Raw genomic sequence first — 26,702 nt, 5'->3', positions numbered from 1 at the left:
TACCAGGCGGTATGTCACTACCTCGAGAGCACCACAAACGATCGATCACCGCAGATCAGCGCACCGGCGTCAGTTCCGGGTCCTCGCGGAGCTTGCCGAGCGCGCGGGAGACCGCGCTCTTGACCGTACCGATGGAGACGCCGAGCACCTCGGCCGTCTGGGCCTCGCTCAGATCCTCGTAGTACCGCAGGACGACCATCGCCCGCTGGCGGTCGGGCAGTTTCACGATCGCGCGCCACATCGCGTCGCGGAGCGCCTGCTGCTCGGCGGCGTCGGGGGCGGGTGCGACCTCCGGCTCGGGGAGCTCGTCGCAGGCGAACTCGTCGACCTTGCGCTTGCGCCACTGGGAGGTGCGGGTGTTGAGGAGTGCGCGGCGGACGTAGCCGTCGAGTGCGCGGTGGTCCTCGATCCGTTCCCATGCGACATAGGTCTTGGTGAGCGCGGTCTGCAGCAGGTCCTCGGCGTCGCTCGGGTTGGCGGTGAGCGAGCGTGCGGTACGCAGCAGTACGGGGCCGCGCACGCGCATGTAGGTGGCGAAGGACAGCCGGGGGTCCGGGGGTGTTCCCCCGGAGAATGCGCTAGGGCTCGCCGCCTTCGATGCGCTGCTGCAGACGGGCTCCACGGTTGTGGTCATAGGTCCACGCTAGGAGCGGCCGCTGCTCCGGGGATCGGCCACAGGTGCCGAAGCCAGCTCCGCCTCAGGTTGTAGGGGTGGGGTTGTCTACACCTCCTGAAGGTGGAGAGGGACTCCGCGAACCTCAGGGTTTTCAGGGTTTTCCGATCCGGGCCACCGGGGCATCTGCCCTGCTGCGGTCGATGGTCAGCTTCCGTCCGCCGTGCGTCTCGGCCACATTTCCCGCGTACTGGTGGATACGGCGGTGGCCCCGCCAGCCGTCGGGGTGCAGCGACCGCTCTCCGTACAGCGTGGGCCTGGTGTGCCAGCGGGCGAACCAGATCACCGAAGGCAGATCCTGGACACCGGCGCGGCGGGCGCGTTCGATGTGGGCGACCCCTGAGTCCGCGCTGCTGTAGAAGCCCGGCAGATAGCCGTGCCGGCGCACTTCGCGGTTCCAGGCGCGGACGAAGGTCAGGGTGGTGTCCGCACACCGGCGGTTGCCCGTGTCGTACGCCTCCAGGTCGAGGTAGAGCGGGCTGCTCCTGCCCATGCCGAGCGCCTTCGCCCGGTGGACCGCCTGCCGTCCCTCGATCCTGCCCCGCCGCCAGGGATCGCGGCCGATCCGTACGTCCCTCTTGTGTCCGGCCCCGACGCAAGGGGCCTGCGAGCCGACGAACACCGGCAGCACCTGCCAGCCCATCCGGTGCACCTGCGCCACCCAGCGCCGGTTGAGGTTCGGCTGCCGCTGACACCCCCGGCCGCGCCCCGCGTAGTACACGCCGACGGCCCGGTACCGCGAGGAGAGCCAGGACCTCATCGTCTCGGCGGACGGGGTCTTGCAGGTGTCGAAGGCCCAGCCGCTGAAGTGGACGGCGCCTGCCGCCATCACCTCGTCCTGGTCCGCCGAATCGGCTGCCACCGCCTGTGCCTCCCTGGCCGGTACGAGCACGAGCAGGACGGCCAGCACCCTCAGCAGATGCGGCACGTATCGGGGAATCCACTTCCACAGCTCCAGTCGCATAGGCGCAGTGAACGGGTCCCGGCCGGGACCGGCCACCGCACAGCCGCCGCCCTCAGCCGTCCGAGCCCAGGATCAGCCCGGACGTGGGAACGCCGGTGCCCGCGGTCACCAGGGTCCTGGCCGCCCCCGGTATCTGATTCACCGAGGTGCCCCGCAGCTGCCGCACCGCCTCCGCGATGCCGTTCATCCCGTGCAGATACGCCTCCCCCAGCTGCCCGCCGTGCGTGTTCAGCGGCAGTACGTCCTCGGCGACGAAATCCGCAGCTTCCCCCGGCGGGCAGAACCCGAACTCCTCCAGCTGCATCAGCACGAACGGCGTGAAGTGGTCGTACAGGATCCCCACGTCGATGTCCGAGGGTGCGAGACCCGAGGTCCGCCAGAGCTGCCGCGCCACCACGCTCATCTCGGGCAGCCCGCTCAGATCGTCGCGGTAGAAGCTGGTCATCTGCTCCTGCGCCCGGCCCGCGCCCTGCGCCGCCGCGACGATCACCGCGGGCGGACGGCGCAGATCGCGGGCCCGCTCGGCACTGGTCACCACGATCGCCTGCCCGCCGTCGGTCTCCTGACAGCAGTCGAGAAGCCGCAGCGGGTCGACGATCCAGCGCGAGGCCGCATGGTCGGCGAGCGTGATCGGCTTTCCGTAGAAGTACGCGGCCGGGTTGCGGGCCGCATGGCGGCGGTCGACCACCGCCACCTGCCCGAAGGCCTCGGGGGTGAGGTTGTACGTGTGCAGATAGCGCTGTGCCGCCATCGCCACCCAGGAGGCGGGCGTCAGCAGCCCGAACGGCAGCGCCCACCCGAGCGCCGCCCCCTCGGCGGAGGGCTCGCGGTGCTGCACCCCGGACCCGAAGCGCCTGCCCGACCGCTCGTTGAACGCCCGGTAGCAGACGACGACTTCGGCCACTCCCGACGCCACGGCGAGTGCGGCCTGCTGCACGGTGGCGCAGGCCGCCCCGCCGCCGTAATGGATCCGCGAGAAGAACGACAGCTCGCCGATGCCGGCCGCTTGGGCGACGGTGATCTCGGGGCTGGTGTCCATGGTGAAGGTGACCAGACCGTCGACATCGGAGGGCGTCAGCCCGGCGTCGTCGAGAGCCGACTGGACTGCCTCCACGGCCAGTTTGAGCTCGCTGCGCCCGGAGTTCTTGGAGAACTCGGTCGCGCCGATGCCCACGATGGCGGCCTTCCCGCCGAGCGAGTCGCGCCGGAGCAGACTCATGCGCCCTCCCCCCTCACGCTGACCGTCACCGTGCCGGTGACGTGGTGCCCGATGCCATTGGCTCCCACGACCCGCACCTGGGCCGTGTCACCGTCGACGGCGGTGACCGTCCCGGTCAGCACCATGGTGTCCCCCGGGTAGTTGGGAGCTCCGAGCCGGATCGCGACCTTGCGCAGGGACGACCGCGCTCCGAAGTGGTCGGTGATGTACCGGCCGACCAGGCCGTTCGTCGTCAGGATGTTCATGAAGATGTCGGGGGAGCCCTTCTCCTTGGCCGCCTCGGCATCGTGGTGCACGTCCTGGTAGTCCCGGGAGGCCACCGCGCCCGCCACGATCAGCGTGCGGGTGATCGGGATCTCCAGCGGCTCCAGCTCTTCGCCGACCTTCATACCGACTCTCCCTCCTCAGCGATCAACTGCCCCAGCTCGGCGAGGACTTCGCCGCCACTCCCCAGATACGCGTCGAGCTGGCGCCCCCAGAGGAAGTGCCGGTGCACGGGGTGCTCCAGGTCGGCGCCCATCCCGCCGTGCAGATGCTGCCCGGCGTGCACGACCCGCCTCCCCGCCTCGGCCCCCCACCAGGCCGCGGTCAGCGCATGGCTCTCGTACGCGAGCCCCTCGTCGTGGCGCCAGGCGGCCTCGTACGAGGTGACCCGTATCGCCTCGGTGTCCATATACGCGTCGGCGGCCTTGAGCAGCACCCCTTGGTTGGTGGAGAGCGGCCGCCCGAACTGCTCCCGCACCGAGGTGTACGCGACGGCCCGCGCGAGCGATCCCGCGCACACCCCGGCCTGCAGCCCCGCGAAAGCGGTCCGGGCCGCGGCAAGCACCGGCGCATACGCGTCCCGGCCGCCGACCCGCTCGCCCGCTGTCCCGTCGAGCACCAGCCGCCCGGCCCGCCAGGGCGCGGTCAGGTCGACGGGTGCGACCTCCAGCCCCGCGGTCTCCACCAGGAAGCAGCCCACCCCCGCGTCCGGCAGAGCTGCCGGGACCAGCACATGACTCGCGTCCCGCAGCCACGGCACGGCGGCCAGGACCCCGCTCAACCGGCCCTCCCCGTCCGCTCGTACGCCACCCCGCACCGGGAACGCCCCGGTCGCCACCGCGCTTCCGTCCCGGAATCCGGGCAGCAGCCGCTCCCGCTGCTCCTCCGTCCCGTGCGCACCGACCGCAAGCAGGCCGTACGCCACATGCGCGGCGAAGGGCACCTGCGCGGTGACCCGCCCCATCTCCTCAAGGACCAGCACCAGTCCCAGCAGCCCGGTCTCTTCCACGGCCGCCACCAGACCGGCCGCGCACAGTGCCTTCCACAGCTCGGCGTCCGTCCCCGTCCCGGCCGCCGTCAGCCGCTCGTGCGTGGAGAGGTCTCCGAAGATCTGCGCCGCCAGTTCCTGTGCGGCGCCCTGTTCCTCCGTGGGCGTGAAATCCATCTCAGCCCTCACCCCCTCTGAAGACCGGCAGTTCCAACTCGGCGTCCACCCGGAGGAATTCGAGCTGCACCGGCATCCCGATCCGCACCTTGTCGGCCTCCACCCCCACCACATTGCTGACCATCCGCACCCCTTCGGCGAGCTCGATCAGCCCCACCGCATACGGCGGGTCAAAGGCAGGGAAGGGCGGATGGTGCATCACCACGTACGAATAGACCGTCCCCGCACCACTCGCCTCGACCGCTTCCCACTCCTGTGACCCGCACGCATTGCACCCGGGCAGCCAGGGAAATCGCAGCGTCCCGCATCCCGATCCCGCACACCGCTGAATCAACAGCCGGTGCTCGGAAACCCCCTCCCAGAAACCGGCGTTGTCGCGATTGACGACGGGCCGTGGACGCAGCCCCTTTGCCTTCTTCCGCTCAACCGGGGCGTACTTCAGGATCCGGAAGCGGTGCGTCCCCGCGAGCTCCCCATCGGCCCTGACGTCCATCCGCGTCGTGACGAAATGCCCGGTCCCCAGCTTGGTCGTCTTCCGCTCCGACACCGACTCGATCACCGCGTCGAAGGTGATCCGGTCCCCGGGCCGCAGGTCCCGCAGATACTCCTGCTCGCAGTCGGTCGCGACCACCGAGGTGTACCCCGCCCCGTCGAGCAGCGCGAAGAGCTCCTCGTACGCATCCGACCGGTCCGAATGCCCCGAGAGCCCGCCCATCGTCCAGGCCTGCAGCATCGTCGGCGGCGCGACTCCCGGATAGGCGGGATGGGCGTCCCCCATCGCCTCGCACCAGTGCCTGATCATCGCCTCGTTGACGACATCCTTGCCCACCCCGGCCACCGCGGCCGGCCGCCCTTCAAATGCTTTCAACTCCCCTTGGACATTCACCTCTTACGGCTCCTCATCCCGAGCCGCATCGTCGCCACGATCTCCCGCTGCACCTCGCTCACCCCGCCCCCGAAGGTATTGATCTGCGCCGCCCGGTTCATCCGCTCCAGCTCCCCGTCCCCGCTCCCGAAGCCCCCTGGCGACCCCGCCCTGACCATTCCCGCCTCTCCCGCAATTTCCTGACACATCTGGTACACCGCAACGGTCGATTCGGTTCCCAGAAACTTCACGCCACTTGCATCCCCCGGCGCGAGCGTCCCCGCTCCCACGTCCCCCACCAGCCGCCAGTTGAGCAGTCGCACCGCCGCGAGCCGTGCGTGGATCTCCGCCAGCCGCGCCCGCACCCACGGCTGGTCGGCCGGCCGCAGCCCCGTGTCCGGATCAACAGCCCGCGCATACGCGAGGACCGCCGCGTAGGCGTCCTCGGCCTGCATCCCGATCGCCGCGAGCGCCACCCGCTCATGGTTGAGCTGGTTGGTGATCAGCCCCCAGCCGCTGTTCTCCTCGCCCACCAGGTTCCCGGCGGGCACCCGTATCCCGTCGTAGTACGTGGCGGTCGTCGTCAGCCCGCCCACCGTCTCGATCGGCGTCCAGGAGAACCCCGGCGCATCCGTCGGCACCAGCACGATCGAGATGCCTTTGTGCTTGGGCGCCTCCGTGTCCGTACGGCAGGCGAGCCAGATCCAGTCCGCGTTCTGCGCGTTGGAGGTGAACACCTTCTGCCCGTCGATCAGCCAGTCCCCGCCGTCCCGCACCGCGCGCGTGCGCAGCGACGCCAGATCGGTCCCGGCCTCCGGCTCGCTGTACCCGATGGCGAAGACGACGTCCCCGCTCAGGATCCGCGGCAGGAAGAACGCCTTCTGCTCTTCGGTCCCGTACTTCATCAGCGTCGGCCCGACCGTGTTCAGCGTGACCATCGAGACGGGCGCACCCGCCCGGTAGGCCTCGTCGAAGAAGACGAACTGCTCGTCGGGGCCGCGCCCCTGTCCGCCGTACTCGACGGGCCAGCCGAGCCCGAGCATCCCGTCACCGCCGATGCGCCGCAGCAACGCCCGCTGTTCCGCGGGTCCTTCACCGGGCCCGTCCGCCATCACGTCATGGAAGTACGAACGGAGCTCGGCACGCAGCGAAAGCTGCCGCTCCGTAGGGGCAAGGTGCACGTCGACAGGCTCCTTCCGGAGCAAGGAGGCATACGGATCAGGGTTTCTGACTGTCCGTCAGATTCGCACTCCCTGTCAAGGCGCCAACGCAACGCAAAACAGTCCGGCGACGACACCGAAGTGCCGCCGCCGGACTGTCGTTCACCCCGTGACCCAGCCCCCCGTCGGGCCGCGGCTCACCAGAGCTGAGTGAAGTTCACCGTGGCGTTGGACTGGTCGATCGCGGTGAAGCCCGAGCCGTTCACGTTGGCCGTGTTGTTCTGGTTCGACGCGCCGGCTCCGGTGGCCACCTGCTGCGTGGTGGTGGAGTTGCCGCTGTTGTTGTGCCCGACGCCGCTGCCACTGACGGTGGCGACAGTCGCGTTGGATCCGTGGTCCGCGAAGGAGCCGTTGTCGGCGGAGGCCACGCCGGTGAAGAGTGCGGCTGCCAGGGGCAGGGCGGCAGCTGCGGCGATGACGCGGGCGGTACGGATGCTTGCCATGTGAATTCCTCCAGGAACCAGAAAAACGGCTTGTGCGGGAACGGTTGGCCGACCGCCCCGACGCTGTGTGCTCGACGTCGCGAATCCAGAATTGCCCACGCAACCCCCGGCGAACCACTCCAGAAGGCCTCTTTCCCTCGCAAGCGTGACGTTAAGTCGATAAACCCCCTTCACGCCCCTAAAATCCCAGCTCAAACCCGGTCAGGTCACCCGAACGCAGTCGCCCCAAGGGGCGAAGCGTTCCGTCAGGTCCCTTAACCTCTTCCCTTGCTCGAACATTCGTACGAACATAGAGGCATGGCCACCACCGACCGGCACTCCGCCACCCTGGCCCTCGCCCATGCGCTCTCCGCCGCCGAGCGTGGGCTCCCCGTCATCCCCCTGTCCCGTACGAAGCTCCCCGCGCTCCCCTCGCCGCACCGCGCGCCCCTCCAGGAAGCCCCCGCCGCGCCGGTCCTCTGCCGGGGCGAGTGCGGACGCACGGGCCACGGGGTCCACGACGCCTCCACCGACCCGGCCGTCGTCCGCGCACTCTTCGCCGCGGCCCCCTGGGCCACCGGCTACGGCATCGCCTGCGGCCGGCCCCCGCACCACCTCATCGGCATCGACCTCGACACCAAGTCCGAAACGGACTCCACGGCAGCGCTCAAGCACCTCGCCCTGCAACACCTCTTCACCATCCCGGAGACGGTGACCGTCCTGACGCCCAGCGGCGGCCGCCATCTCTGGCTCACCGGTCCGCCCGACGTGGTCGTCCCCAACTCCGCGAGCCGGCTCGCTCCCGGCATCGACATCCGCGGGGCAGGCGGGTACCTCGTGGGACCCGGTTCACTCACGGTCCACGGCATCTACCGCCTTGCTCCGGGCACAGCGCAGCTCGCGCCCGCACCCGTCCCGCACACACTGCTACGCCTTCTCACGCCACCTGCGGCGCGCAGCACGCACCACCTCACAAGCCGGTCCGCGCACGGAAGTGGCCTGGTGCAGTTCGTGCTCGCCGCCCACGAGGGACAGCGCAATACCCGTCTCTTCTGGGCCGCCTGCCGCGCCTACGAGAACGGTCTCGGCGACGAAGTCACCGACCTGCTCTGCGATGCGGCTGTGCGTACTGGACTCACCGAGCACGAGGCCCGTGCCACCATCGCCTCGGCAGCCCGCCTGACGATGGCTCCACTACGGCCTGATCAGGCCGGCTGAAGCTCCGACAGACGCTGCTCTGGCGACTGCTGGCCGTCCGACGGGCGCTGCTGGTCCGACGGACGCTGCTGCTCCGACACACGCTGGCCGGGCCGCAGTGCCGCAGCCGCAACGGGGGCGTCCTGCTCGACTGCCGCATCGTCCGTGGTGTCCGTGTCGAGCGGCATGTGGCGGGTCGAGGGCGAGGAACCGTGCGCTTCGGCGCGGATGCGCTGTTTCATCGTGGGCGGCAGTGCCCGGTCCTTGGGCATCGCCCACCACGCGACTGGCTCAAGCGCCTTCAGTGCGCGCGCCTCCGCCGCCGTCGGCTTGCAGGTTGCGGCCGTAGCGGTTACGGCCTGCGGGGTGGCGGCAGTGGCAGGGGTGGAGAAACCGAGCAGCGCGAAGAGCGCGAAGAACGCGGTGGTGAAGGCGGCCCACACCTTCTTGGCCTGACTGGTCATGACGGAACCTCACTTTTCGAGTGGAGCGATTTGCTTACTTTTCACATGATGTAGATGGATTCGTCGGAGCAAAGGACCGACGCCCCGGCCGCGCAGTTCTTCCGATGAACACCACCCGTATGGCCTCTCCGAGGTGCGCGGACCCCTGGGACGCGGTCCGCTGAACCCATCAGCTGATGCCCCGTCAGGAGAGGCCCTTTCCGTGTCCCAGCCCATGTCCCAGCCCGAGCCGAAGCCCCCGCGCCGCAAGCGCCGCCCCGTCATCCGCTACCTGCTCGCGGCGGGTCTGGTGCTGCTCGGCACGCTCGGCTGGTCGGTCGGCGAAGCCCTCACCTACCCCGGCGACGACTCCACGGCGGCACGGCTGGCCGGCTGGGCGCGCGAGCACGAGCTGGGCATCGTGGTCGACAAGCTCGAGAACCTGAAGTACGACCTCGACCCGCCGCAGGTCGGCGGCTCGCTCTCGGCCGAGGCCCAGGCCCGTATGAAGAAGGCCGCCGCTCCCGGCCCCGCTCCCGGCAAGCACGCAGCCGGCCTCGCCCTGCGCACCCCGATGCCCACCGCCGTCCGCCCGGCCCTCCCCGGCGAGGGCGTCTGGCGCGCGCTGGCCACCGCGCACGGCCGCCCGATCGTGCAGGGGACGTACGTACGCCCCGACGGCGACCACACCTCGTACGAAGCCGCGATCGCCTGGATCAGCACCAAGGACTCCCGCTTCCAGCTCCACCCGGGCCTGCGTGAGCCGGGCGGCAGCTTCTCCGTCCCGCCGAACGTGCCGCACGGCAAGCGCAAGAACCTGGTCGCGACCTGGAACGGCGGCTTCAAGATCTCCGACGGCGGCTCGAACGGCGGCTTCTACCTCAACGGCGAGCAGGTGGGCGACCTCCGCGACGGAGCCGCGTCCGAGGTCTTCTACCGCGACGGCTCCATCAAGATCGGCGTCTGGGGCCGCGATGTCCGTATGACACGCGACGTCGTCGGGGTACGCCAGTGCCTGGAGCTGATGGTCGACGGCGGCCAGGTCGTCCCCGACATCGACAACGACTCCAAGTGGGGCGCCACCGACCAGAGCCGGATGTACGTGGAGCGCTCGGGCGTCGGCGTCACGGCGAAGGGCGACGTCATCATGGTCGTCGGCCAGGCCCTCACCGCCCGTACCCTCGCCGAGCTGATGCAGAGCGCGGGCGCGGTGCGCGCGATGCCGCTGGACATGAACCGCGCCTGGCCGTCCTTCATGAGCTACGACGGCCGCAAGGACCCCTCGAACCCCAAGCCCACGAACATCCTCGACTTCGAGAACCCCGCGGAGCGCTACTACAACCAGGCGACCCGCGACTTCGTGGCGGTCTACGCCCGCTGACGGGGGCGAGGAACGCGAAAGGGGCGCCCCGGAATCGGGGCGCCCCTTTCAACTGGGCGGTGGGTGTGGGATTTGAACCCACGGTGACATCGCTGCCACGACAGTTTTCAAGACTGTTCCCTTAGGCCGCTCGGGCAACCCACCAACCCCCACAGCCTATCTGGTCAGCTGTCGCCCTTGCGTTCGCCCAGGGTGACCTGCGTCGTGTGCTCCTGGCCGCCGCGCGTGTAGGTGATCGTGACCTTGTCGCCGGGCTTGTGCGTCCAGATCGCGCTGATCAGGGTCTGGCCGCTGTCGATCACCGTGTCGTCGAGCTTCGTGATCGTGTCGCCCGCCTTCAGACCCGCCTTGTCGGCCGGGCCGTTCGGGCTGACCGCGGACGTGCCGCCGCTGCCCTGGGCGGAGATCTTGGCGCCCTCGCCCGAGGTGGCTCCGGTGGAGGAGTCGGCCATGGCGACCGTGGCGCCGATGATCGGGTAGACCGGCTCGTGGGTGGTGCTGGTGATCAGCTGCTGGGCGACCCTGGAGGCCTCGTTGATCGGGATCGCGAAGCCGAGGCCGATGGAACCCGACTGCGAGGTGCCGCTGCTGCTGCCGTTCGACTGGATCGCCGAGTTGATGCCGATCACCGCGCCGCCCGCATCGAGCAGCGGGCCGCCGGAGTTGCCCGGGTTGATGGACGCGTCCGTCTGCAGGGCGCTCATGTACGAGGACTTGGCGGACGCGCTGCTGTCGCTGGAGGAGACGGGACGATTCTTCGCACTGATGATGCCGGTGGTGACCGTGTTCGACAGGCCGAAGGGGGCGCCGATCGCGATGGTCGAGTCGCCGACCGCGACCTTGTCGGAGTCGCCGAGGGCGAGCGGGACCAGGTTGTCGGGGGCGTTCTTCAGCTTGATGACCGCGACGTCGTAGCCCTGGGCGCGGCCGATGATCTCGGCGTCGTACTTCTTGCCGTTGGAGAAGGTCGCCGTGAGGCTGCCGCCGTCGGCCGCGTCCGCCACCACGTGGTTGTTGGTGAGGATGTGGCCTTCCTTGTCGAAGACGAAGCCGGTGCCGGTGCCGCCGCCGCCGTCGGAGCCCTTGGACTCGATGGTCACCACGCTCGGCAGCGCCTTGGCGGCGACTCCGGCGACCGTGTTGGCCGCGCGCTTCACGTCCTGGGCGTTGCCCGAGGCGGAGACGGTGGTCGAGCCGTTCGACGAGCCGTTGCCGCCGTTGTCCTCCAGCTTGTAGCCGACCGCGCCGCCGACGCCGCCCGCGACGATCGCGGTCACCAGGACCGCTGCGAGCAGTCCGCCGATGCGGCGCTTGGGCGGCTGGGGCGCGTCCGCCACGGGTGCGCCCCACGGGGCGCCGCCACCGGCTCCGTACGAGGGGACGGCAGGCGGGGGCGGCGGCCAGCCGGCGCCGGCCGCCGACATCGCGGGTACGGGCTCGGGATGCGCCGGTACGGGCTCGGGCGCCACCGGGGGCTGCGCCAGGGTCTCGTCCTGTACGGATGCGGGCGGGCCGTCAGGAGCGGCGACCGGCACGGGAGGTGCGGACGGGGCCGACGGGGCGGCAGGGGCGTTCTCGGCCGCGGCGCCCTCGTTGGTGCCCTCGTTCTCGGTGCTCACAGCTCTGTCTCCTCGGGTCCACGTCGTCTTTGGTCAAGAGTCCGCTGTGCAAGTGTGTGCGGTCAGCTTTTCCCACAGCGCGTCAGGGCACTGTAAGCGGGACCTGTGGATCTGGCCCTCCTCCTTTATTTGGGTCGAAAAACGACAGCCCGAAAGGTGGCACCATGACGCGGTGACTCACGCACGGCAGCACAGCATCCAGGTCGTCGCCCACCGCGGGGCCTCCGAGGACGCCCCCGAGCACACTCTCGCCGCGTATCAGAAGGCGATCGAGGACGGCGCCGACGCACTCGAATGCGATGTACGCCTCACGGCGGACGGGCATCTCGTCTGCGTCCACGACCGCCGCGTCAACCGCACCTCCGACGGCCGCGGCGCCGTCTCGGCCCTGGAGCTCTCCGATCTGACCGCCCTGGACTTCGGTTCGTGGAAGGGCCACGACGACGACCGCGAGGCGCCCGACTGGGATCGCGATTCCACGTCCGTACTCACCCTGGAGCGCCTGCTGGAGCTCGTCTCCGACGCGGGCCGCCGGGTGGAACTGGCCATCGAGACCAAGCACCCCACCCGCTGGGCCGGGCAGGTCGAGGCCAAGCTCCTGGAGACGCTCGGCCGGTTCGGGCTCGATGCGCCGCCGCCGGGCGAGCCTTCGCCGGTACGGATCATGAGCTTCTCGGCGCGCTCGCTGCACCGGGTCGCGGCCGCCGCCCCAGGCATCCCCACCGTGTATCTGATGCAGTTCGTGACCCCGCGCCTGCGCGACGGACGGCTCCCGGCCGGGGCCAGGATCGCCGGCCCCGGGATGCGGATCGTGCGCAACCACCCCGGCTACATCGCACGGTTGCACCGGGCGGGACACCGGGTGCACGTCTGGACGGTGAACGAGCCGGAGGACGTGGAGCTCTGCGCGCGGCTCGGAGTGGAAGCAATCATTACGAATCGCCCCAAACAGGTCCTCGCTCAACTCGGCCGCGACTAGGGTCGATTACCTGGTGTGCTCCGGCGCGTTCGCTCCGTGTTCGATCGTTACGAATGCGTCACTGAGCGCCCTTTGGCCGGTTTCCGGTCCAGTCCATTGGGGCATCCACTCGATGGCGTGGGGCAAAGGAGGTCTCGGGGGTGGCGTTGGTGGTGGCACAGCAAGTGCCCACGTCGTCGAGCATGGCCGTTCCCCATGGCCCTGCGGGCGTGGGGGAAGCGCGACACCGTATGCGCGCGTCGTTGCGCAGCAGCGGGGTGTCCGACTCGGTCGTCGACGATGCCGTTCTGATCCTGTCCGAACTGCTCAGCAACGCCTGCCGGCACGGCAGGCCGCTGGGTGCGGCGGAGATCGGCGACGGTGACGTACGGGCAGCATGGCGGGTGGAGAAGGCAGGACGGCTGACCGTCGAGGTGACGGACGGCGGCGGCCCGACCCGGCCGGTTCCGGCCACGCCTTCGGTGACGGCACGAGGTGGCCGCGGGCTGAACATCATCAGCGCGCTGGCACAGGACTGGGGCGTACGGGACACCGCGGCCGGCGAGGTGACGGTCTGGGTGATCGTGACCGACGGCCAACTCGGACACCGCCGCGACGACTTCGCTACGCGCGTCGCGGGGCCCGGCACCGACTTCGCGGACGCCTTCGACGAACTGGACTGAGGAGTCCCAGCGGCTAGGCTCGCGCCCGACACCGTAAGCGCAGTATGCAGTCGGGAGAGAGCCGCACCATGGCCAAGAAGCGTCCGCAGGCCAAAGCCCCTCAGAAGACGAGCGGCGAGGTCCCTGTCGTCGGAGCGAGGGAGCCCTGCCCCTGCAACTCGGGCCGCCGGTACAAGGCCTGCCACGGGCGGGCCGCCGCGCACGCCGTGACCGAGCTGGTCCAGCGCCCCTTCGAGGGGCTGGCCGGCGAGGGCGACTGGGTCGCGCTGCGCGAGCTGGTCCCCGCCGCGACCGTGGAGCTCACGCTGAAGGGCGGGCTGCCCGAGGGCGTCCCCTCCGTCACGCTCGCGACCGTACTGCCGATGGCGTGGCCCGCGCTGCGCCGCGAGGACGGTTCCGTACTGCTCGGGCTGCAGAACGACACCCCGTCCGGCGACCTCAGCCGCGACCTCGCCGACACCCTGCAGCGCGCGCTGACCGCGGAGCCCGGTACGCCGGTCACCGCGCAGAAGGCGTCGGCCGAGGGACCCCGTCTGCAGGATCTGCTGGACCCGGCCGCCCCCTTCGAGCCCGTCGTGCACACCGGGTTCGAGTTCTGGGTGCCGGACGCGTCGAGCGCGGCCCCCGAGGTCGCCGCGTCGCTGGAGCGCGCCAACGAGGCCGCCATCCCCACCGTCAAGCTCGCCTCCGCGGACGCCGCGTACTGGTGCGAGACGCCGGAGAAGAACCACCTGCGCTGGGTCATGGAGATCCCTGAGGAGCAGCTCCTCGACGCGCTCGCCAGGCTGCACGCGGCGGGCACCTCCTCGCTCGGCGTCGGCACCCGCCTCGTCGGGTCCTTCCGCGCGCACGGGCTGACCGTGCCGGTCTGGGACCTGCCGAGCGTGATGGGCGCCGAGGAGTGCGAGAAGCCGGCGGCGGAGTTCGCCGAGCGGCTGAAGGGGGCCCTCGCCGCGGACGCACCGCTGTCGGCGGACGAGCGCCGGGCGCGCGGTGGGCTCACCAACCGGCAAGTGACGCTCAGCTGAGAGTGACGGCAGAACAGGGGTCTGGGTGACGCCGGTCACAACTCCGCGTATCGGTACGTAAATCGCTGTCCGAATACACCAGATCGAATTTGCGAACCGCAGATCTCTTGTTACCGTTCTAGAAGTCCGGTCGTTGGTGCATCCCCCGTCGCCAACGGCCGGACCTTTTTTATGTCCCGCTTACATCAACCCTCTTCGGGCGCCGCCGAGTTGCTCCCCGAGCGCAGCAGCAAGGGCCCGTCGCCGGGGCCCGCGAACTCCGCGACAGCCGTGTACCTGTCCGGCTTCCCGGCCGTCCGCTCGTGCGGCGTCTCGCACATCCCCGGCTCGTCGTCCGGGTCGACGGCGCAGTTCACCGTCACGGTTCTGCCGCCAGGGCCCATCACGGTGAGTACCGCGGTCAACTCACCGCCGGTCGCATTGCGGTAGTAGCTCCGGGCCCAGGTGGTGCCCGCTTCGCTCATCACGCAGGTCTGTGCCTCGACCCCTTCGGGGGAGGCGAGTTCGGGGCCGCACTGGGTGGACGTATGCGACAGAGCGCCACCGGTCACAGCAGATACGTCGATTCCGGACAGCAGTCCGGACGAGGAGGGTACGGGAGACGGCGCGGGCGCCGCTTCCCCGCCCTTTCCCTCCGCGGGCTCGGGTCCTGCGGTGGCGGTCAGGGGCAGCAGGACGGTGAAGACCACCACGGCCCCGAGTCCGATCATGCGGAGGTTCATTGGGGCGACGCTAGCCAGCGAAATGGGCGCGCAGCCTGCTGCGCGCCCATTTCCCTTACAACTGGGGCCTGCTCACACCCGTACGAGTGAGTCGACCAGTGCATCGACGACCGCCTCGATGTCCGGCAGCCAGGGTGCGGCCGAACCGGCCAGCGGTGCGCGCTCCCAGCGGACGGATCCCGCACCCGTCGTGGAAGGCGGCAGCACCAGATATCCGCCCTCGCCGTGGAAGCGGAGCGAATGCGGCACCTGGTCCTTGGCGTGCAGCAGTTCGCCGAGGCGCTCCAGGGAGTACGGGGCGACCAGCAGCATGAAGCGCTCGTCGGTCGCCACGACCGGGCCGAGCCGCATCCCCTTCACGTCGAGCGCGGCCAGCGCGATCGCGCCTGCCTCGGCGGGGAGGCTGACCGCGCAGGGTGCGTGGCCGCCGGTGGCCAGGACGACCGGTGCGCCGGGGCGGTTGGTCCACCACCAGCGCACCATGCGCTCGTCGGTGGTCGCCGCGAGGAGACCGGGGTCGAAGGGATGTGCGCCCGGCACGGCGCACTCGGGGTCGGGGCAGGCGCAGGCGCCCTTCCGGTCGCCGTCACCGGAGGCCGCACATCCCACACCGGGGAGTACGGGCCACTGCCAGTCGACGGCGCAGGTCAGAGCCGCGCCGAGTTGCTCAGGCCGACCATTGCGCCAAAGCCGGAGCCTGCGTCGCCTTCCGAGGATCTCGCGCATGAGCGCTCGTTCCTTTCCGTTGAACGCCGAGGGTCCACATGAGTCCGCATGACACCACGTGTGCATCGCTTCACTGCGTGTGCGTGCTCTGGGTTCATTACTCAAGCATGGCGAGGGGTGGCGCGTGCGTAGCGCGTAACTGTCCCGTGTACTCGACCCCGCCACTCGGGGATGGGGCGCGGCCGTCAGCAGATAAGACGCCCGGGCCACTCGCCAGGTTCCGGGGTCGTCCCAACTGCCCCTGGCCATCACCGATTACGTACCCAGCGTGCTTGCCCAGTCGACCCCCGGCCCGGCCCTGGGGGGATATTTTCCGGCCAACTCACCCATACCGCCAACACCAGCAGTCCCACTAAGCCAATACTGGACATTCCCTTACTTCTGCGTGTACATGTGGATCCATTGATAGCTGCGCAGAATGACATGGGGGTTTGCGATGCTATTGGACAGAACGCACCAGTCGAATAGCTGGTCGGCATGAGCACCCCACAGCTGCCGAAAGTGGCTGGAAACGATCCGTCGATTCCTTCTCCCGCGCACACTGCGGCAACTGCCGCACCGGGCGCACTGATCCAGGACCGCCTCGCAGGCTGGGTCTCGGATCTCACCACCCTGCACGAACTCACCGAGCGCCTCGTACGTACCGGCACCCTGACCGACGCGCTCCACGAGCTGCTGCGGGCGGGTGCCGCGCTGGTCGGAGCCCGTCGCGGCCTGGTCGTACTGGAGCCGGCCGACGGGCTCGGTCCGACCGACACCGTCGGGCTCGGGCTCGCCCACGCGGACCTCGGCCACATCGAGACGGTGCCGCGCAGCGCCACCTCGTACGGCCGGATCCTGGAGGGTCTGCCCGATGCAGCCGCCGTGGCCGTCCCCGACCTGCTGAGCGACACGGAGCTCGACCCGCGCCACCGCGAGGTCGCCGCACGCCTGGGCTACGCCGCCAGCTACGCCCTGCCGCTGACCGCCGAGATCTTCGGGCGGATCGGCGCTGCGGTCTGGCTGTACGACGAGCCCGCCGAGCCCACCGAGCGCCAGCGCCATCTCGTCGGGCTCTACGCCCGGTACGCGGGCGAGCACCTGACCCGTCTCCTCGAACTGGAGCGGGCCCGCACCAAGGTCGCCACCGTCGCCGAGGAACTGCTGCCCAGCCGGCTCCCCCGGGTCTCGGGCGTCCAGCTCGCCGCCCGCCACCGCACCGGGCCGCGCGGCGGCGGCGACTGGTACGACGCGCTGGCGCTGCCCGAAGGCGCGCTGGGCCTGGCCGTCGGGTCGGTCACCGGCTCGGGGCCCAGTGCGCTGGCCGCGATGGGGCGGCTGCGGGCCTCGCTCCGCGCGTACGCGGTGATGGAGGGCGAGGACCCTGTCGCCGTGCTCTCCGATCTCGAACTGCTGATGCGGCTGACCGAGCCGGCCCGTGCCGCCACCGCGCTCTTCGCGTACTGCGAGCCGGCCCAGCGCAAGATCGTCCTGGCCGGCGCCGGGCACACCCCGCCCCTGGTCATCGGGGAGCGGCGGTGCGAGTTCATCGAGACGTCGCTGTCGGCGCCGCTGGGGATGCTGGCCTGCTGGGAGGCGCCGAGCGTGGAGTTCTCGCCGCAGCCCGGAGAGACGGTTCTGCTCAGTACGGACGGGCTGCTGCACCGCACCGGGGAGCCCATGGACCGGGCGTACGCACGGCTCCACGCGGCGGCCGCGAGCGTGCCGCCAGGACTGCTCGACGACCCCGGGGCCATTGCCGATCACGTGCTGCACACGGTGCTCCCTGACGGGCTCGACGCGGTGGACAGCGCCGAGGACGTGGTGATTCTGGCGGCCCGGTTCGCGTAGAGCATGTAAGAGGTCCTCCGGCCCTGGACCCCCTTCCGTACGCCCGTACGATGGAGGGGGTCCAGTGCCGTATCGAGGAGTGAAAGCCATGTCCGAAGAGCTCATCACCGAAGAAACCCCCGAAGAAGAGCCGGTCAAGCAGCGCAAGAACGGCCTCTACGGCGGTGTCTCCGATGAGCTCGCCGAGAACATGAAGTCCGGCTGGGCCGACACCGAGCTGCACGGCCTGGAGCCCGACGCCCAGGCGCCGTACGCCGCCGCCCGCCGTGCCGCCCTCTCCGCGCGCTTCCCCGGCGAGCGCCTGGTGATCCCCGCGGGGAACCTCAAGACCCGCTCGAACGACACCGAATACGCCTTCCGCGCCTCCACCGAGTACGCGTACCTGACCGGCGACCAGACGGAGGACAGCGTCCTCGTCCTGGAGCCGACCGCCGACGGCCACGAGGCGACGCTCTACCGGCTGCCGCGCTCCAACCGCGAGAACGGCGAGTTCTGGCTCGACGGCCAGGGCGAGCTCTGGGTCGGCCGCCGCCACTCCCTCGCCGAGGCGGAGCAGCTGCTCGGCCTGCCCGCGAAGGACATCCGCGAGCTGGCCGCCGCGCTGGCCGAGGCGACGGGTCCGGTCCGTAACGTACGAGGCCACGACGCTTCCGTGGAGGCCGCGCTCACCGACAAGGTGACCGCCGAGCGCGACGAGGAACTGCGCGTGTACCTCTCCGAGGCGCGCGCGGTGAAGGACGCGTTCGAGATCGGCGAGCTGCAGAAGGCCGTCGACTCCACGGTCCGCGGCTTCGAGGACGTCGTGAAGGTCCTCGACAAGGCCGAGGCCACCAGCGAGCGCTACATCGAGGGCACCTTCTTCCTGCGCGCCCGCGTCGAGGGCAACGACATCGGCTACGGCTCGATCTGCGCGGCGGGCCCGCACGCCACCACCCTGCACTGGGTGCGCAACGACGGCGACGTGCGCTCCGGCGAGCTGCTGCTGCTCGACGCCGGCGTGGAGACCCACACCCTCTACACCGCCGACGTCACGCGCACACTGCCCATCAACGGCCGCTTCGGCGAGCTGCAGAAGAAGATCTACGACGCGGTGTACGAGGCCCAGGAAGCCGGTATCGCGGCGGTCAAGCCGGGTGCCGCGTACCGCGACTTCCACGACGCCTCGCAGCGCGTGCTCGCCGAGAAGCTCGTCGAGTGGGGCCTCGTCGAGGGCCCGGTGGACCGCGTCCTGGAGCTCGGCCTGCAGCGCCGCTGGACCCTGCACGGCACCGGCCACATGCTCGGCCTGGACGTCCACGACTGCGCCGCCGCGCGCACCGAGGCGTACGTCGACGGGACGCTCGAGCCCGGCATGTGCCTGACCGTGGAGCCCGGCCTCTACTTCCAGGCCGACGACCTGACCGTCCCCGCGGAGTACCGCGGCATCGGCGTCCGGATCGAGGACGACATCCTCGTCACCGAGGACGGCAACACCAACCTGTCGGCCGGGCTGCCCCGCCGCTCCGACGAGGTCGAGGCGTGGATGGCCGGCCTGAAGGGCTGATCCTCGAAGGCTCCTCCGAGGGCGCGCTCGCTCGCACCGCTTGTCTCAGGCGGCGTTGAGCAGCGCGTCCTCGCGCCATTTCAGGACCTTGGAGAAGCGCACCATCGCGCCCCGGCTGCCCGGCCTGTTGCGGAAGTCCGCGTGGTCGCAGAGCTCCTGGATCAGGCCGAGTCCTCTGCCGTTCTCGTGCTCGTGTTCGTTGGCTGTTTCCAGTTGTGCAACTGCTGCGGTGCGACGCCTGCGTCGTGCGGGAAAGCCCGGCCCCGAGTCGGTGACCTCGATACGGCACCTTTCGCCGTCCAGATACGCGGTCACGCGGTACGCCGCCGAGGACGGCCCCGAATCTTCTCCGTACCCGCCGTGTTCCACTGCGTTCGCACAGGCCTCGCTGAGCGCGAGGGACAGGTCGAAGGAGATGTCGGGGTCGACCCCCGCGGTCTCCATGGTGCCGAGCAGAAGGCGACGGGCGAGCGGGACGCTCGCGGCTTCGCGCCGCAAGTGGAGTGACCACCAGATGCTCATGCTCCAGCCTCCTGGCTGCGGCTCGACATACGGTTACCTATTGCCGCTATCAGGGCCCCGTAAGCGCCCAGTTGACGTGAGAGCGCCCATACGGCGGATGTGCGCACCCCGTGCGCCGGGGTAGAGCAGTCGCGGCACGGTCCCCAGAGGCCCCACAGGGGACGGATGGTGACCTTCCGGACCTGCCGTATGGGGCCCCCAAGTCCAGTGCGATGATGGCCCGGCCATGTCTGCCTCCCCACCCGGCCCGCGCGCCGGAACCGGCCTCCGGCTGCTGAGGGCTGCGGTGTTCGCCGCGGTCTGCACCGTGCTGTCCGCGTGCGGACACGTGCTGGCGGCCGACGCGACCGTGCCGTGGTGGACCCTGGCAGCCGGTTTCGCGGGCATGTTCGCCATCGTGGCTCCGCTTGCCGGACGCGAGCGCACTCTTCCTGGTATCGCTGCAGTACTCGCGAGTGGACAGCTGGCGCTGCACACGCTGTTCGGGCTCGGACAGCACTCCATGGCGTCGGCGTCCACGATGAAAATGTCCGACTCCGGGTCTCCCTCGCTGACCTCGCTCGCGGGCAAGTTCCTCTGCGGGGAGGGCACCAGGCCGCTGACCGCCGCACAGGCGCAGCGGCTCCTGGAGGCAGCGGGGGTCAATCCCTCGCACATGGCGCACATGTCGATGGCGGGCACGAGCCGGCCGCAGCCGTCCGCGATGGGGCTGCTGCCCACCGTGCCCATGCTCCTCGGCCACCTGCTCGCCGCCCTCCTCTGCGGCTGGCTGCTGCGGCGCGGGGAGGTCGCACTCTTCCGGCTCGCCCGCCTCTCAATGCAAGGGGTCGCAGAGGGGGCGCTCGTACGGCACCTGCGCGCCGCGCTTGCGCTGGCGCACGCCCTGCGGGCCGGGCTCGACGAGGCGGCGCCGCTGCCGGGGCCGCGCACCGGACTCGTACACCTTCCTGCCCCTCGCCCACTGGCCGAGCAGGCGCTGCAGCACACGGTGACCCGGCGCGGGCCGCCCTCGGTCGCGTACGACCTCGCCGCCTGACACGGCACCCCCCACACGGAAAGACAGAGCAGCCGGACGGAGTCCGGCTCAGCCTCCCGAAGCCTGCGAAGCAGTGCGAGGACGGCGTCCAGAAGGGGAGCGGTGCCGTGCTGCCCGCTCCTGCTTCATTCCTGCTCTCAGTGGAGTGTTCTGTCATGAATTCCGTACGCCGTTTCGCCGTCGCCGGATCCGTTGCCGCGGCCACCGTTCTGCTCGCCACCGCGCCCGCCTTCGCGCACGTCAGCGTCCAGCCGCAGGGTGCGGCGGCCAAGGGCGGCTACGCCACCGTCAACTTCAAGGTGCCCAACGAGCGCGACAACGCCTCCACCACGCAGCTCGAGGTCAACTTCCCCATGGACCACCCGCTCGCGTCCGTGATGCCGCAGCCGGTCCCGGGCTGGACCGCGACGGTCACCAAGTCCAAGCTCGCCAAGCCGCTGACCGTGCACGGCAAGCAGATCAACGAGGCCGTCTCCAAGGTCACCTGGACCGGCGGGAAGATCGCCCCGGGGCAGTTCCAGCAGTTCCCGCTCTCCATCGGCGCGCTGCCCACCGACACCGACCAGCTGGTCTTCAAGGCCATCCAGACGTACTCCAACAAGGAGGTCGTCCGCTGGATCGAGGAGCAGAAGAAGGGCGCGGAAGAGCCCGAGAACCCGGCGCCCACCCTGGCCCTGACCGCCGCCGAGGACGACGAGCACGGCGCGGCGGCCGCATCGCACGACGACAAGCCCGCGGCCACCGCCACCACGTCGACCGCGGCGGGCAGCAAGAGCAGCAGTGACAACACCGCGCGCGTACTCGGCATCGCCGGGATCGTCATCGGTGTCGCCGGTGTCGCCTTCGGTGTCCTCGCCGGACGCCGCCGCTCCAACGCCTGACCCCCACACACCCACCTCAACTGGGACGTTCCACTCCATGCGCAAGAAGAAGACCCTCGCGGCCGCCGCCCTCGCGGTGGCGGCCGCCCTCTCGCTCGCCGCCTGCTCCTCCTCCGACGGAGGCTCCGACCAGAGCCCGCCCGTCACCGATGTCTCCGCCGAGGCGAAGACGAAGGCCGCGACCGTACTCGACACGCCCTTCACCAAGCCGGACCTGGTCCTCAAGGACACCCACGGCAAGAAGTACGACCTGCTGAAGCAGACCAAGGGCAAGGCGGTGCTGATCTACTTCGGCTACACGCACTGCCCCGACATCTGCCCGCTCACCATGGGCAATCTCGCCGTCGCCAAGAAGGCACTGCCCAAGGCCGATCAGGACAAGGTCGACGTCGTCTTCGTCACCACCGACCCCGAGCGGGACACTCCTGCCGCTCTGGGCACCTGGCTCAAGTCGATGGACCCGTCCTTCACCGGGCTGACCGGTGACTTCTCCACCATCCAGGCGGGCGCCCGCCAGATCGGCATCGGGATCGACCCGCCGAAGAAGGAGAAGGACGGCACGGTCGTCTCGATGCACGGCGCCCAGGTCATCGCGTTCTCGCCGAAGACCGACAAGGGTTATCTGCTGTACGGCGACGACGCCTCGGTCGAGGACTACACCAAGGATCTCCCCAAGATCATCAAGGGGGAGAACCCGTGAGGCGCGGTGCCACCGCCCTCGCGATAGCCGCCGTCACGGGGCTGGCGCTGGCGGGCTGTTCGGATTCGAGCGGTTCCGGGCCCGAGCTGAAGGTCAGCGGTGCCTATATGCCGCAGCCCGTCGGCGACGGCGAGATGGCGGCCGGCTACGTCATCGTGAAGAACAGCGGCGATACGGCCGACAAGCTCACCTCCGTCACCAGCACGCTCTCCGGCGACATCACCATGCATGTCACCAAGGACCAGAAGATGGAGCAGGTCTCCTCGCTCCCGGTCCCGGCCAAGGGCGAACTGGACCTGGAGCGCGGCGGTAACCACCTCATGTTCATGGGACTCAAGACGCGGCCCGAGCTCGGCGAGAAGGTGGCCGTGGAGCTGCATTTCGAGAAGACCGACCCGATCAAGGTCGAGCTTCCCGTGAAGGAGACCACGTACAACCCGAAGAACAGCTGAGGGGCTGACCACACCATGAAGGCGACCACCTCTTCCCTCTCTTCCCTCCGACACCCTCGCATCGGGTCCCCCGTTGCCCGTCTGCTGCTCGTCGTGGCGGCGGTCCTCGGCGCGCTCTTCGCCGCGGCCGCCCCCGCGTCCGCGCACGCGGCGCTGACCGGGTCCGATCCGAAAGACGGGGAGGTGGTCGCCACCGCTCCCAAGACCGTCTCGCTCACCTTCTCCGAGGAGGTCGCGATGGACTCCAAGTCCATCCGCGTCCTCGATCCGACGGGCAAGCGCGCCGACACCGCCAAGCTCCGTAACCTCTCCAGCGGTTCGACGGTGACCTACGGAGTCGATCTGCACGCCGGGCTGCCGGACGGCACCTACACCGTCGCCTGGCAGGCGATCTCCGCCGACAGCCACCCCGTGTCGGGCGCCTTCACCTTCTCCATCGGCGCCCCCTCCAAGACCAGCGTCTCGGTCGACGGGCAGGAGGTCGGCGGCGGGCTCGCCGGGTTCCTCTACGGCACCGCGCGCTATGCCGCGTACGGCGGATTCATCGTCATGGTCGGCGGCGCCGCCTTCGTCCTGGCCTGCTGGCCGGCGGGCGCGGGAGCCCGGCCGCTGCAGAAGCTGGTGGTGCGCGGCTGGCTGACGCTGACCGCGGCGACCCTGGCGCTGCTGCTGCTCCGGGCCTCGTACACCGGTCAGAGCGAGCTGTCCGGTCTCTTCGATCTGACCGCGCTCAAGGGCGTACTGGAGACCAAGGCGGGCGCAGCGCTCGTCTCGCGGCTGATGCTGCTCGGGGCGTCCGCGCTCTTCGTCGCGGTGCTCTTCGGGGCGTACGCGAAGCGCGAGGAGGGGCAGGAGAAGAAAGACCTCACCTTCGGCCTCGCCATCGGCGGATCGGTCGTGGCCGCCGGGATCGCCGCCACCTGGGCCTTCGCCGAGCACGCGTCGACCGGGATCCAGCCGGGGATCGCCATGCCGGTGGATGTGCTGCATCTGCTGGCCGTCGCGCTCTGGCTGGGCGGGCTCACGGCTCTGCTCGTCTCGCTCTTCCGGGCACCGCACATCGAGCGGGCTGCCGTACGGCGGTTCTCGCGGGTGGCGTTCGGGAGTGTGGCGACGCTGGCCGCGACCGGGATCTACCAGTCCTGGCGGCAGGTCGGCTCCTGGTCCGCGCTGACCGGCACCTGGTACGGGCAGCTGCTGATGATCAAGGTCGGGCTCGTCGCCGTACTGATCTCGGTCGCCTGGATCTCCCGGCGGTGGACCGCGCAGCTCTCCGAGACCACCGCGGCTCCGGAGGCAGCCGCCTCCGAGCCGGTGACCGTACCCGAAAACCCCGAGCGGGCCGCCCAGTTGGCGCGCCAGCAGGCGGCGCGGACGGCCGTACGCGAGAAGAAGGTGCGGGACGCGGATCCGCAGCGCACCGGACTGCGCAAGTCGGTCCTGGCGGAGGCCGCGGTCGCCGTGGTGCTGCTGGCCGTGACGACCGTACTGACGACCACCGAACCGGGGCGCACCGAGGAGGAGGCCGGAAGGGCCACCTCCGCATCGGCCGCCGCCGCTTCCCCGACCAATGTCTCGATGCCCTTCGACACCGGCGGGGTGAAGGGGAAGGGGACGGTCAGGCTCGACCTCGATCCGGGGCGCACCGGCTCCAACTCGCTGCACGTCTTCGTCGACGGCCCCGACGGGAAGCCGTACGACATCCCCGAGATCAAGATCGCCTTCACCCTGAAGGCCAAGTCCGTCGGCCCGCTTCCTGTCGTGCCCGACCATCTGGCCGCCGGGCACTGGAGCGCCGACGGCGTCCAGATCCCGATGGCCGGCGAGTGGCAGATCGACGTGACCGTGCGGACCTCCGACATCGATCAGACGACGGTGTCCAAGAACGTGAAGATCGGCTGAGCAGAGCATGAGCGACATCTCCAGGAGGCGTCTCCTCGGGACCGCGGGCGCGGTGGGCGCGGGCGGGCTTGTCATCGGCGCGACAGCGTCCGGAATCGTGGCTGCCGCCGAGTCCGACCCGCCGGCCGCGCTGACCTCCCTGGGGTCGACGGGCGTCGCCTTCACGGGCGGCGCCCACCAGGCGGGCATCACCACGCCCGCCCAGTCCACCGGACACCTCGTCGCCTTCGACCTGGCACCGGGCGCGGGGCGCACGCAGGCCGCGGCGCTGCTGCGCCGGTGGTCGGCGAGCGCGGCGAAGATGATGGCCGGCGAGCCGGTCGGCGACGCGGACACCGACATCGCGCTGGACGCGGGCCCCTCCTCGCTGAGCGTCACCTTCGGCTTCGGGCACTCCTTCTTCGACCGTACGCAGCTGACCGCGCAGCGCCCCTCCCAGTTGGACCCGCTGCCCGACTTCTCCGGCGACCGCCTGGACGCGAAGCGCTCGGGCGGCGACCTCTGGGTGCAGATCGGCGCCGATGACGCGCTCGTCGCCTTCCACGCGCTGCGCCAGCTGCAGAAGGACGCCGGTTCGGCGGCCCGGGTGCGCTGGCAGATGAACGGCTTCAACCGCGCGCCGGGCGCCACCGCGTCTCCGATGACCGCGCGGAATCTGATGGGGCAGATCGACGGGACGGGCAATCCCAAGGAGTCGGACAAGGACTTCGACGAGCGGATCTTCGTGCCCGCTTCGGGGTCGGGGCAGCCGGCCTGGATGGCGGGCGGTTCGTACGCCGTCGTACGCCGGATCCGCATGCTCCTCGACAGCTGGGAGCAGCTCTCCCTGCACCGGCAGGAGCAGGTCATCGGTCGGCGCAAGAAGGACGGCGCCCCTCTTTCGGGTGGTACGGAGACGACCGAGATGGACCTGGACAAGCTCGGCGCGGACGGCAAACAGCTGGTCCCCGCCGACGCCCACGCACGGATCTCGGCGCCGGAGCAGAACGGCGGGGCCGCGCTGCTGCGCCGGCCCTTCTCGTACCACGACGGCATCTCGGCGGACGGGACGCCGGACGCCGGACTGCTCTTCGTCTGCTGGCAGGCCGATCCGCTGAAGGGCTTCGTGCCGGTGCAGCGCAAGCTCGACCGGGGCGATGCGCTGTCGGCTTTCATCCGACACGAGTCGAGCGGGCTTTTCGCCGTACCGGGAGGGCCGAAGGCCGGGGAGTACGTGGGGCAACGGCTTCTGGAAGCCTGACCACTTACGGCCTATTAAGGTGACCGTATGTCAGCCACGCGCTTCACCTATCTGGGTCCCGAAGGCACTTTCACCGAGGCGGCACTGCGCACGCTCCCCGAGGCGGCGACCCGGGAGCTGGTCCCGATGGTGTCGGTGCCGGCCGCGCTGGACGCGGTGCGGACCGGGGAGGCGGCGGCGGCGCTCGTACCGATCGAGAACTCCGTGGAGGGCGGCGTCACCGCGACCCTCGACGAACTCTCGGGCGGCGAGCCGCTGATGATCTACCGCGAGGTGCTGCTGCCGATCGCCTTCGCGCTCCTGGTGCGCCCGGGGACGCAGCTCAGCGACGTGAAGACGGTGACCGGGCACCCGGTCGCCCAGCCGCAGGTGCGGAACTGGCTGCGGGCCAATCTGCCCGAGGCGGTGTGGGAGTCGGCCGCGTCGAACGCGGACGGCGCACGGCTCGTGCAGGAGGGCCGGTACGACGCCGCTTTCGCGGGCGAGTTCGCGGCGGCGACGTACGGCCTGGTGCCGCTGGTCACCGAGATCCACGACGCGGCGAACGCCGAGACCCGGTTCGTCCTGGTCGGGCGGCCGGCGCGGCCCTCGTCGCCGACCGGGGCCGACAAGACCTCGGTGGTGGTCTGGCAGCGCGAGGACCACCCGGGTGCGCTGATGGAGCTTCTGCAGGAGTTCGCGATCCGCGGGGTCAACCTGATGGTGCTGCAGTCACGGCCGACGGGGGCCGGTATCGGCAATTACTGCTTCGCCATCGACGCCGAGGGCCATATCGCGGACCGGCGGGTCGGTGAGGCACTGATGGGGCTCAAGCGGATCTGCCCACAGGTGCGGTTCCTCGGGTCCTATCCGCGGGCGGGGGTCGCGCCCGGCGACGTACGGGAAACGCTGCCGGGGACATCCGACACCGCGTTCATGGCGGCTGCCGACTGGCTGGCGAGGAGCCAGGACGGGCGGGCCTGAGCGGCCTTTCCGCTCTTCCTACCTGCAGATTTGCACTGTCCACAGAAGTTATCCACAGGTCGCCGTCTCGACCTGGGGACAAGT

At 70.3% G+C, this 26,702-nt stretch carries 27 protein-coding genes and 1 tRNA gene; 14 read left to right on the top strand and 14 right to left on the bottom strand.

Annotated elements, in window-relative coordinates:
* Positions 1-55 precede the first annotated feature (55 nt).
* From AB0H78_RS03675 to AB0H78_RS03640, 8 genes are all read right to left on the bottom strand, one after another.
* Entirely contained in the window at positions 56-634 is a 579-nt protein-coding gene (locus tag AB0H78_RS03675) for a SigE family RNA polymerase sigma factor (RefSeq protein WP_363232568.1), read from the bottom strand.
* A gap of 133 nt (positions 635-767) precedes the next feature.
* Positions 768-1,637, bottom strand: a complete 870-nt coding sequence (locus AB0H78_RS03670) for a DUF1906 domain-containing protein (RefSeq protein WP_363232567.1) — start codon at positions 1,635-1,637, stop codon at positions 768-770.
* Positions 1,638-1,689: 52 nt separating this feature from the next.
* Entirely contained in the window at positions 1,690-2,856 is a 1,167-nt protein-coding gene (locus tag AB0H78_RS03665; protein WP_363232566.1) for a lipid-transfer protein, read from the bottom strand.
* A complete protein-coding gene (locus tag AB0H78_RS03660) occupies positions 2,853-3,245 on the bottom strand; it encodes a MaoC family dehydratase (RefSeq protein WP_363232565.1) in 393 nt (130 codons plus the stop codon). Before AB0H78_RS03660 ends, AB0H78_RS03665 begins: the two co-directional genes overlap by 4 nt.
* Complete coding sequence (locus tag AB0H78_RS03655) at positions 3,242-4,285, bottom strand: acyl-CoA dehydrogenase family protein (protein ID WP_363232564.1); 1,044 nt, start codon at positions 4,283-4,285, stop codon at positions 3,242-3,244. Before AB0H78_RS03655 ends, AB0H78_RS03660 begins: the two co-directional genes overlap by 4 nt.
* A gap of 1 nt (position 4,286) precedes the next feature.
* Complete coding sequence (locus tag AB0H78_RS03650; protein ID WP_363232563.1) at positions 4,287-5,153, bottom strand: bifunctional MaoC family dehydratase N-terminal/OB-fold nucleic acid binding domain-containing protein; 867 nt, start codon at positions 5,151-5,153, stop codon at positions 4,287-4,289.
* A gap of 14 nt (positions 5,154-5,167) precedes the next feature.
* Positions 5,168-6,331: an acyl-CoA dehydrogenase family protein gene (locus tag AB0H78_RS03645; RefSeq protein WP_363232562.1), complete on the bottom strand. Its 1,164-nt coding sequence runs from the start codon at positions 6,329-6,331 to the stop codon at positions 5,168-5,170.
* A 176-nt stretch (positions 6,332-6,507) separates the two neighbouring features.
* On the bottom strand, positions 6,508-6,813 hold the full coding sequence (locus AB0H78_RS03640; RefSeq protein WP_363232561.1) for a hypothetical protein: 306 nt from the start codon (positions 6,811-6,813) through the stop codon (positions 6,508-6,510).
* A 297-nt stretch (positions 6,814-7,110) separates the two neighbouring features.
* Between AB0H78_RS03640 and AB0H78_RS03635 the strand changes: the two genes are divergently transcribed.
* Positions 7,111-8,010, top strand: coding sequence for a bifunctional DNA primase/polymerase (locus AB0H78_RS03635; protein ID WP_363232560.1), 900 nt, complete (start codon positions 7,111-7,113; stop codon positions 8,008-8,010).
* On the opposite strand, the gene AB0H78_RS03630 is transcribed toward AB0H78_RS03635, so the two are convergent.
* The gene (locus AB0H78_RS03630; protein ID WP_363232559.1) at positions 7,998-8,453 is read right to left on the bottom strand and encodes a DUF6344 domain-containing protein; all 456 of its coding nucleotides are present in this window, start codon (positions 8,451-8,453) and stop codon (positions 7,998-8,000) included. The two genes, AB0H78_RS03635 and AB0H78_RS03630, sit on opposite strands and share 13 nt — an antisense overlap.
* A gap of 202 nt (positions 8,454-8,655) precedes the next feature.
* Here AB0H78_RS03630 and AB0H78_RS03625 point away from each other — a divergent pair, with 202 nt between their 5' ends.
* A complete protein-coding gene (locus tag AB0H78_RS03625; RefSeq protein WP_363232558.1) occupies positions 8,656-9,813 on the top strand; it encodes a phosphodiester glycosidase family protein in 1,158 nt (385 codons plus the stop codon).
* Positions 9,814-9,870: 57 nt separating this feature from the next.
* On the opposite strand, the gene AB0H78_RS03620 is transcribed toward AB0H78_RS03625, so the two are convergent.
* Together AB0H78_RS03620 and AB0H78_RS03615 are read right to left on the bottom strand one after the other, a co-directional pair.
* Positions 9,871-9,957: transfer RNA gene (locus AB0H78_RS03620), tRNA-Ser, on the bottom strand.
* A gap of 20 nt (positions 9,958-9,977) precedes the next feature.
* Positions 9,978-11,432, bottom strand: a complete 1,455-nt coding sequence (locus AB0H78_RS03615; RefSeq protein ID WP_363232557.1) for a trypsin-like peptidase domain-containing protein — start codon at positions 11,430-11,432, stop codon at positions 9,978-9,980.
* Between the two features lie 172 nt (positions 11,433-11,604).
* Between AB0H78_RS03615 and AB0H78_RS03610 the strand changes: the two genes are divergently transcribed.
* From AB0H78_RS03610 to AB0H78_RS03600, 3 genes are all read left to right on the top strand, one after another.
* Entirely contained in the window at positions 11,605-12,411 is an 807-nt protein-coding gene (locus AB0H78_RS03610) for a glycerophosphodiester phosphodiesterase (RefSeq protein WP_363232556.1), read from the top strand.
* A gap of 95 nt (positions 12,412-12,506) precedes the next feature.
* A complete protein-coding gene (locus AB0H78_RS03605) occupies positions 12,507-13,073 on the top strand; it encodes an ATP-binding protein (RefSeq protein WP_363232708.1) in 567 nt (188 codons plus the stop codon).
* Between the two features lie 68 nt (positions 13,074-13,141).
* Positions 13,142-14,101, top strand: coding sequence for a DUF5926 family protein (locus AB0H78_RS03600; RefSeq protein ID WP_363232555.1), 960 nt, complete (start codon positions 13,142-13,144; stop codon positions 14,099-14,101).
* A 185-nt stretch (positions 14,102-14,286) separates the two neighbouring features.
* Here AB0H78_RS03600 and AB0H78_RS03595 read toward each other — a convergent pair whose 3' ends face one another.
* Positions 14,287-14,823: a hypothetical protein gene (locus tag AB0H78_RS03595; RefSeq protein ID WP_363232554.1), complete on the bottom strand. Its 537-nt coding sequence runs from the start codon at positions 14,821-14,823 to the stop codon at positions 14,287-14,289.
* Positions 14,824-14,895: 72 nt separating this feature from the next.
* Complete coding sequence (locus tag AB0H78_RS03590; protein WP_363232553.1) at positions 14,896-15,549, bottom strand: bifunctional DNA primase/polymerase; 654 nt, start codon at positions 15,547-15,549, stop codon at positions 14,896-14,898.
* A 477-nt stretch (positions 15,550-16,026) separates the two neighbouring features.
* Here AB0H78_RS03590 and AB0H78_RS03585 point away from each other — a divergent pair, with 477 nt between their 5' ends.
* Both AB0H78_RS03585 and AB0H78_RS03580 read left to right on the top strand, forming a co-directional pair.
* The gene (locus AB0H78_RS03585) at positions 16,027-17,379 is read left to right on the top strand and encodes a PP2C family protein-serine/threonine phosphatase (protein WP_363232552.1); all 1,353 of its coding nucleotides are present in this window, start codon (positions 16,027-16,029) and stop codon (positions 17,377-17,379) included.
* An 88-nt stretch (positions 17,380-17,467) separates the two neighbouring features.
* Positions 17,468-18,922, top strand: coding sequence for an aminopeptidase P family protein (locus AB0H78_RS03580; protein WP_363232551.1), 1,455 nt, complete (start codon positions 17,468-17,470; stop codon positions 18,920-18,922).
* Positions 18,923-18,967: 45 nt separating this feature from the next.
* Here AB0H78_RS03580 and AB0H78_RS03575 read toward each other — a convergent pair whose 3' ends face one another.
* Complete coding sequence (locus tag AB0H78_RS03575) at positions 18,968-19,444, bottom strand: ATP-binding protein (RefSeq protein ID WP_363232550.1); 477 nt, start codon at positions 19,442-19,444, stop codon at positions 18,968-18,970.
* A 226-nt stretch (positions 19,445-19,670) separates the two neighbouring features.
* Between AB0H78_RS03575 and AB0H78_RS03570 the strand changes: the two genes are divergently transcribed.
* The 7 genes from AB0H78_RS03570 (at position 19,671) to pheA (ending at position 26,618) form a co-directional block, all read left to right on the top strand.
* Positions 19,671-20,480 carry a hypothetical protein gene (locus tag AB0H78_RS03570; protein ID WP_363232549.1) on the top strand — a complete coding sequence of 270 codons (810 nt, stop codon included), beginning with the start codon at positions 19,671-19,673 and terminating at the stop codon, positions 20,478-20,480.
* A 155-nt stretch (positions 20,481-20,635) separates the two neighbouring features.
* Positions 20,636-21,361: a YcnI family protein gene (locus AB0H78_RS03565; RefSeq protein ID WP_363232548.1), complete on the top strand. Its 726-nt coding sequence runs from the start codon at positions 20,636-20,638 to the stop codon at positions 21,359-21,361.
* Positions 21,362-21,398: 37 nt separating this feature from the next.
* Complete coding sequence (locus AB0H78_RS03560; RefSeq protein WP_363232547.1) at positions 21,399-22,061, top strand: SCO family protein; 663 nt, start codon at positions 21,399-21,401, stop codon at positions 22,059-22,061.
* Positions 22,058-22,513, top strand: a complete 456-nt coding sequence (locus AB0H78_RS03555) for a copper chaperone PCu(A)C (RefSeq protein WP_363232546.1) — start codon at positions 22,058-22,060, stop codon at positions 22,511-22,513. Before AB0H78_RS03560 ends, AB0H78_RS03555 begins: the two co-directional genes overlap by 4 nt.
* Positions 22,514-22,528: 15 nt before the next feature.
* A complete protein-coding gene (locus AB0H78_RS03550) occupies positions 22,529-24,415 on the top strand; it encodes a copper resistance protein CopC (protein WP_363232545.1) in 1,887 nt (628 codons plus the stop codon).
* 7 nt (positions 24,416-24,422) lie between these two features.
* Positions 24,423-25,655: an iron uptake transporter deferrochelatase/peroxidase subunit gene (gene efeB, locus AB0H78_RS03545; RefSeq protein WP_363232544.1), complete on the top strand. Its 1,233-nt coding sequence runs from the start codon at positions 24,423-24,425 to the stop codon at positions 25,653-25,655.
* 27 nt (positions 25,656-25,682) lie between these two features.
* Positions 25,683-26,618, top strand: coding sequence for a prephenate dehydratase (gene pheA / locus AB0H78_RS03540; RefSeq protein ID WP_363232543.1), 936 nt, complete (start codon positions 25,683-25,685; stop codon positions 26,616-26,618).
* Positions 26,619-26,702: the final 84 nt, after the last annotated feature.

This window comes from Streptomyces sp. NPDC050738, from assembly GCF_040654175.1.
GTDB lineage: Bacteria > Actinomycetota > Actinomycetes > Streptomycetales > Streptomycetaceae > Streptomyces.
This window is presented reverse-complemented; position numbering and strand designations above follow the sequence as displayed.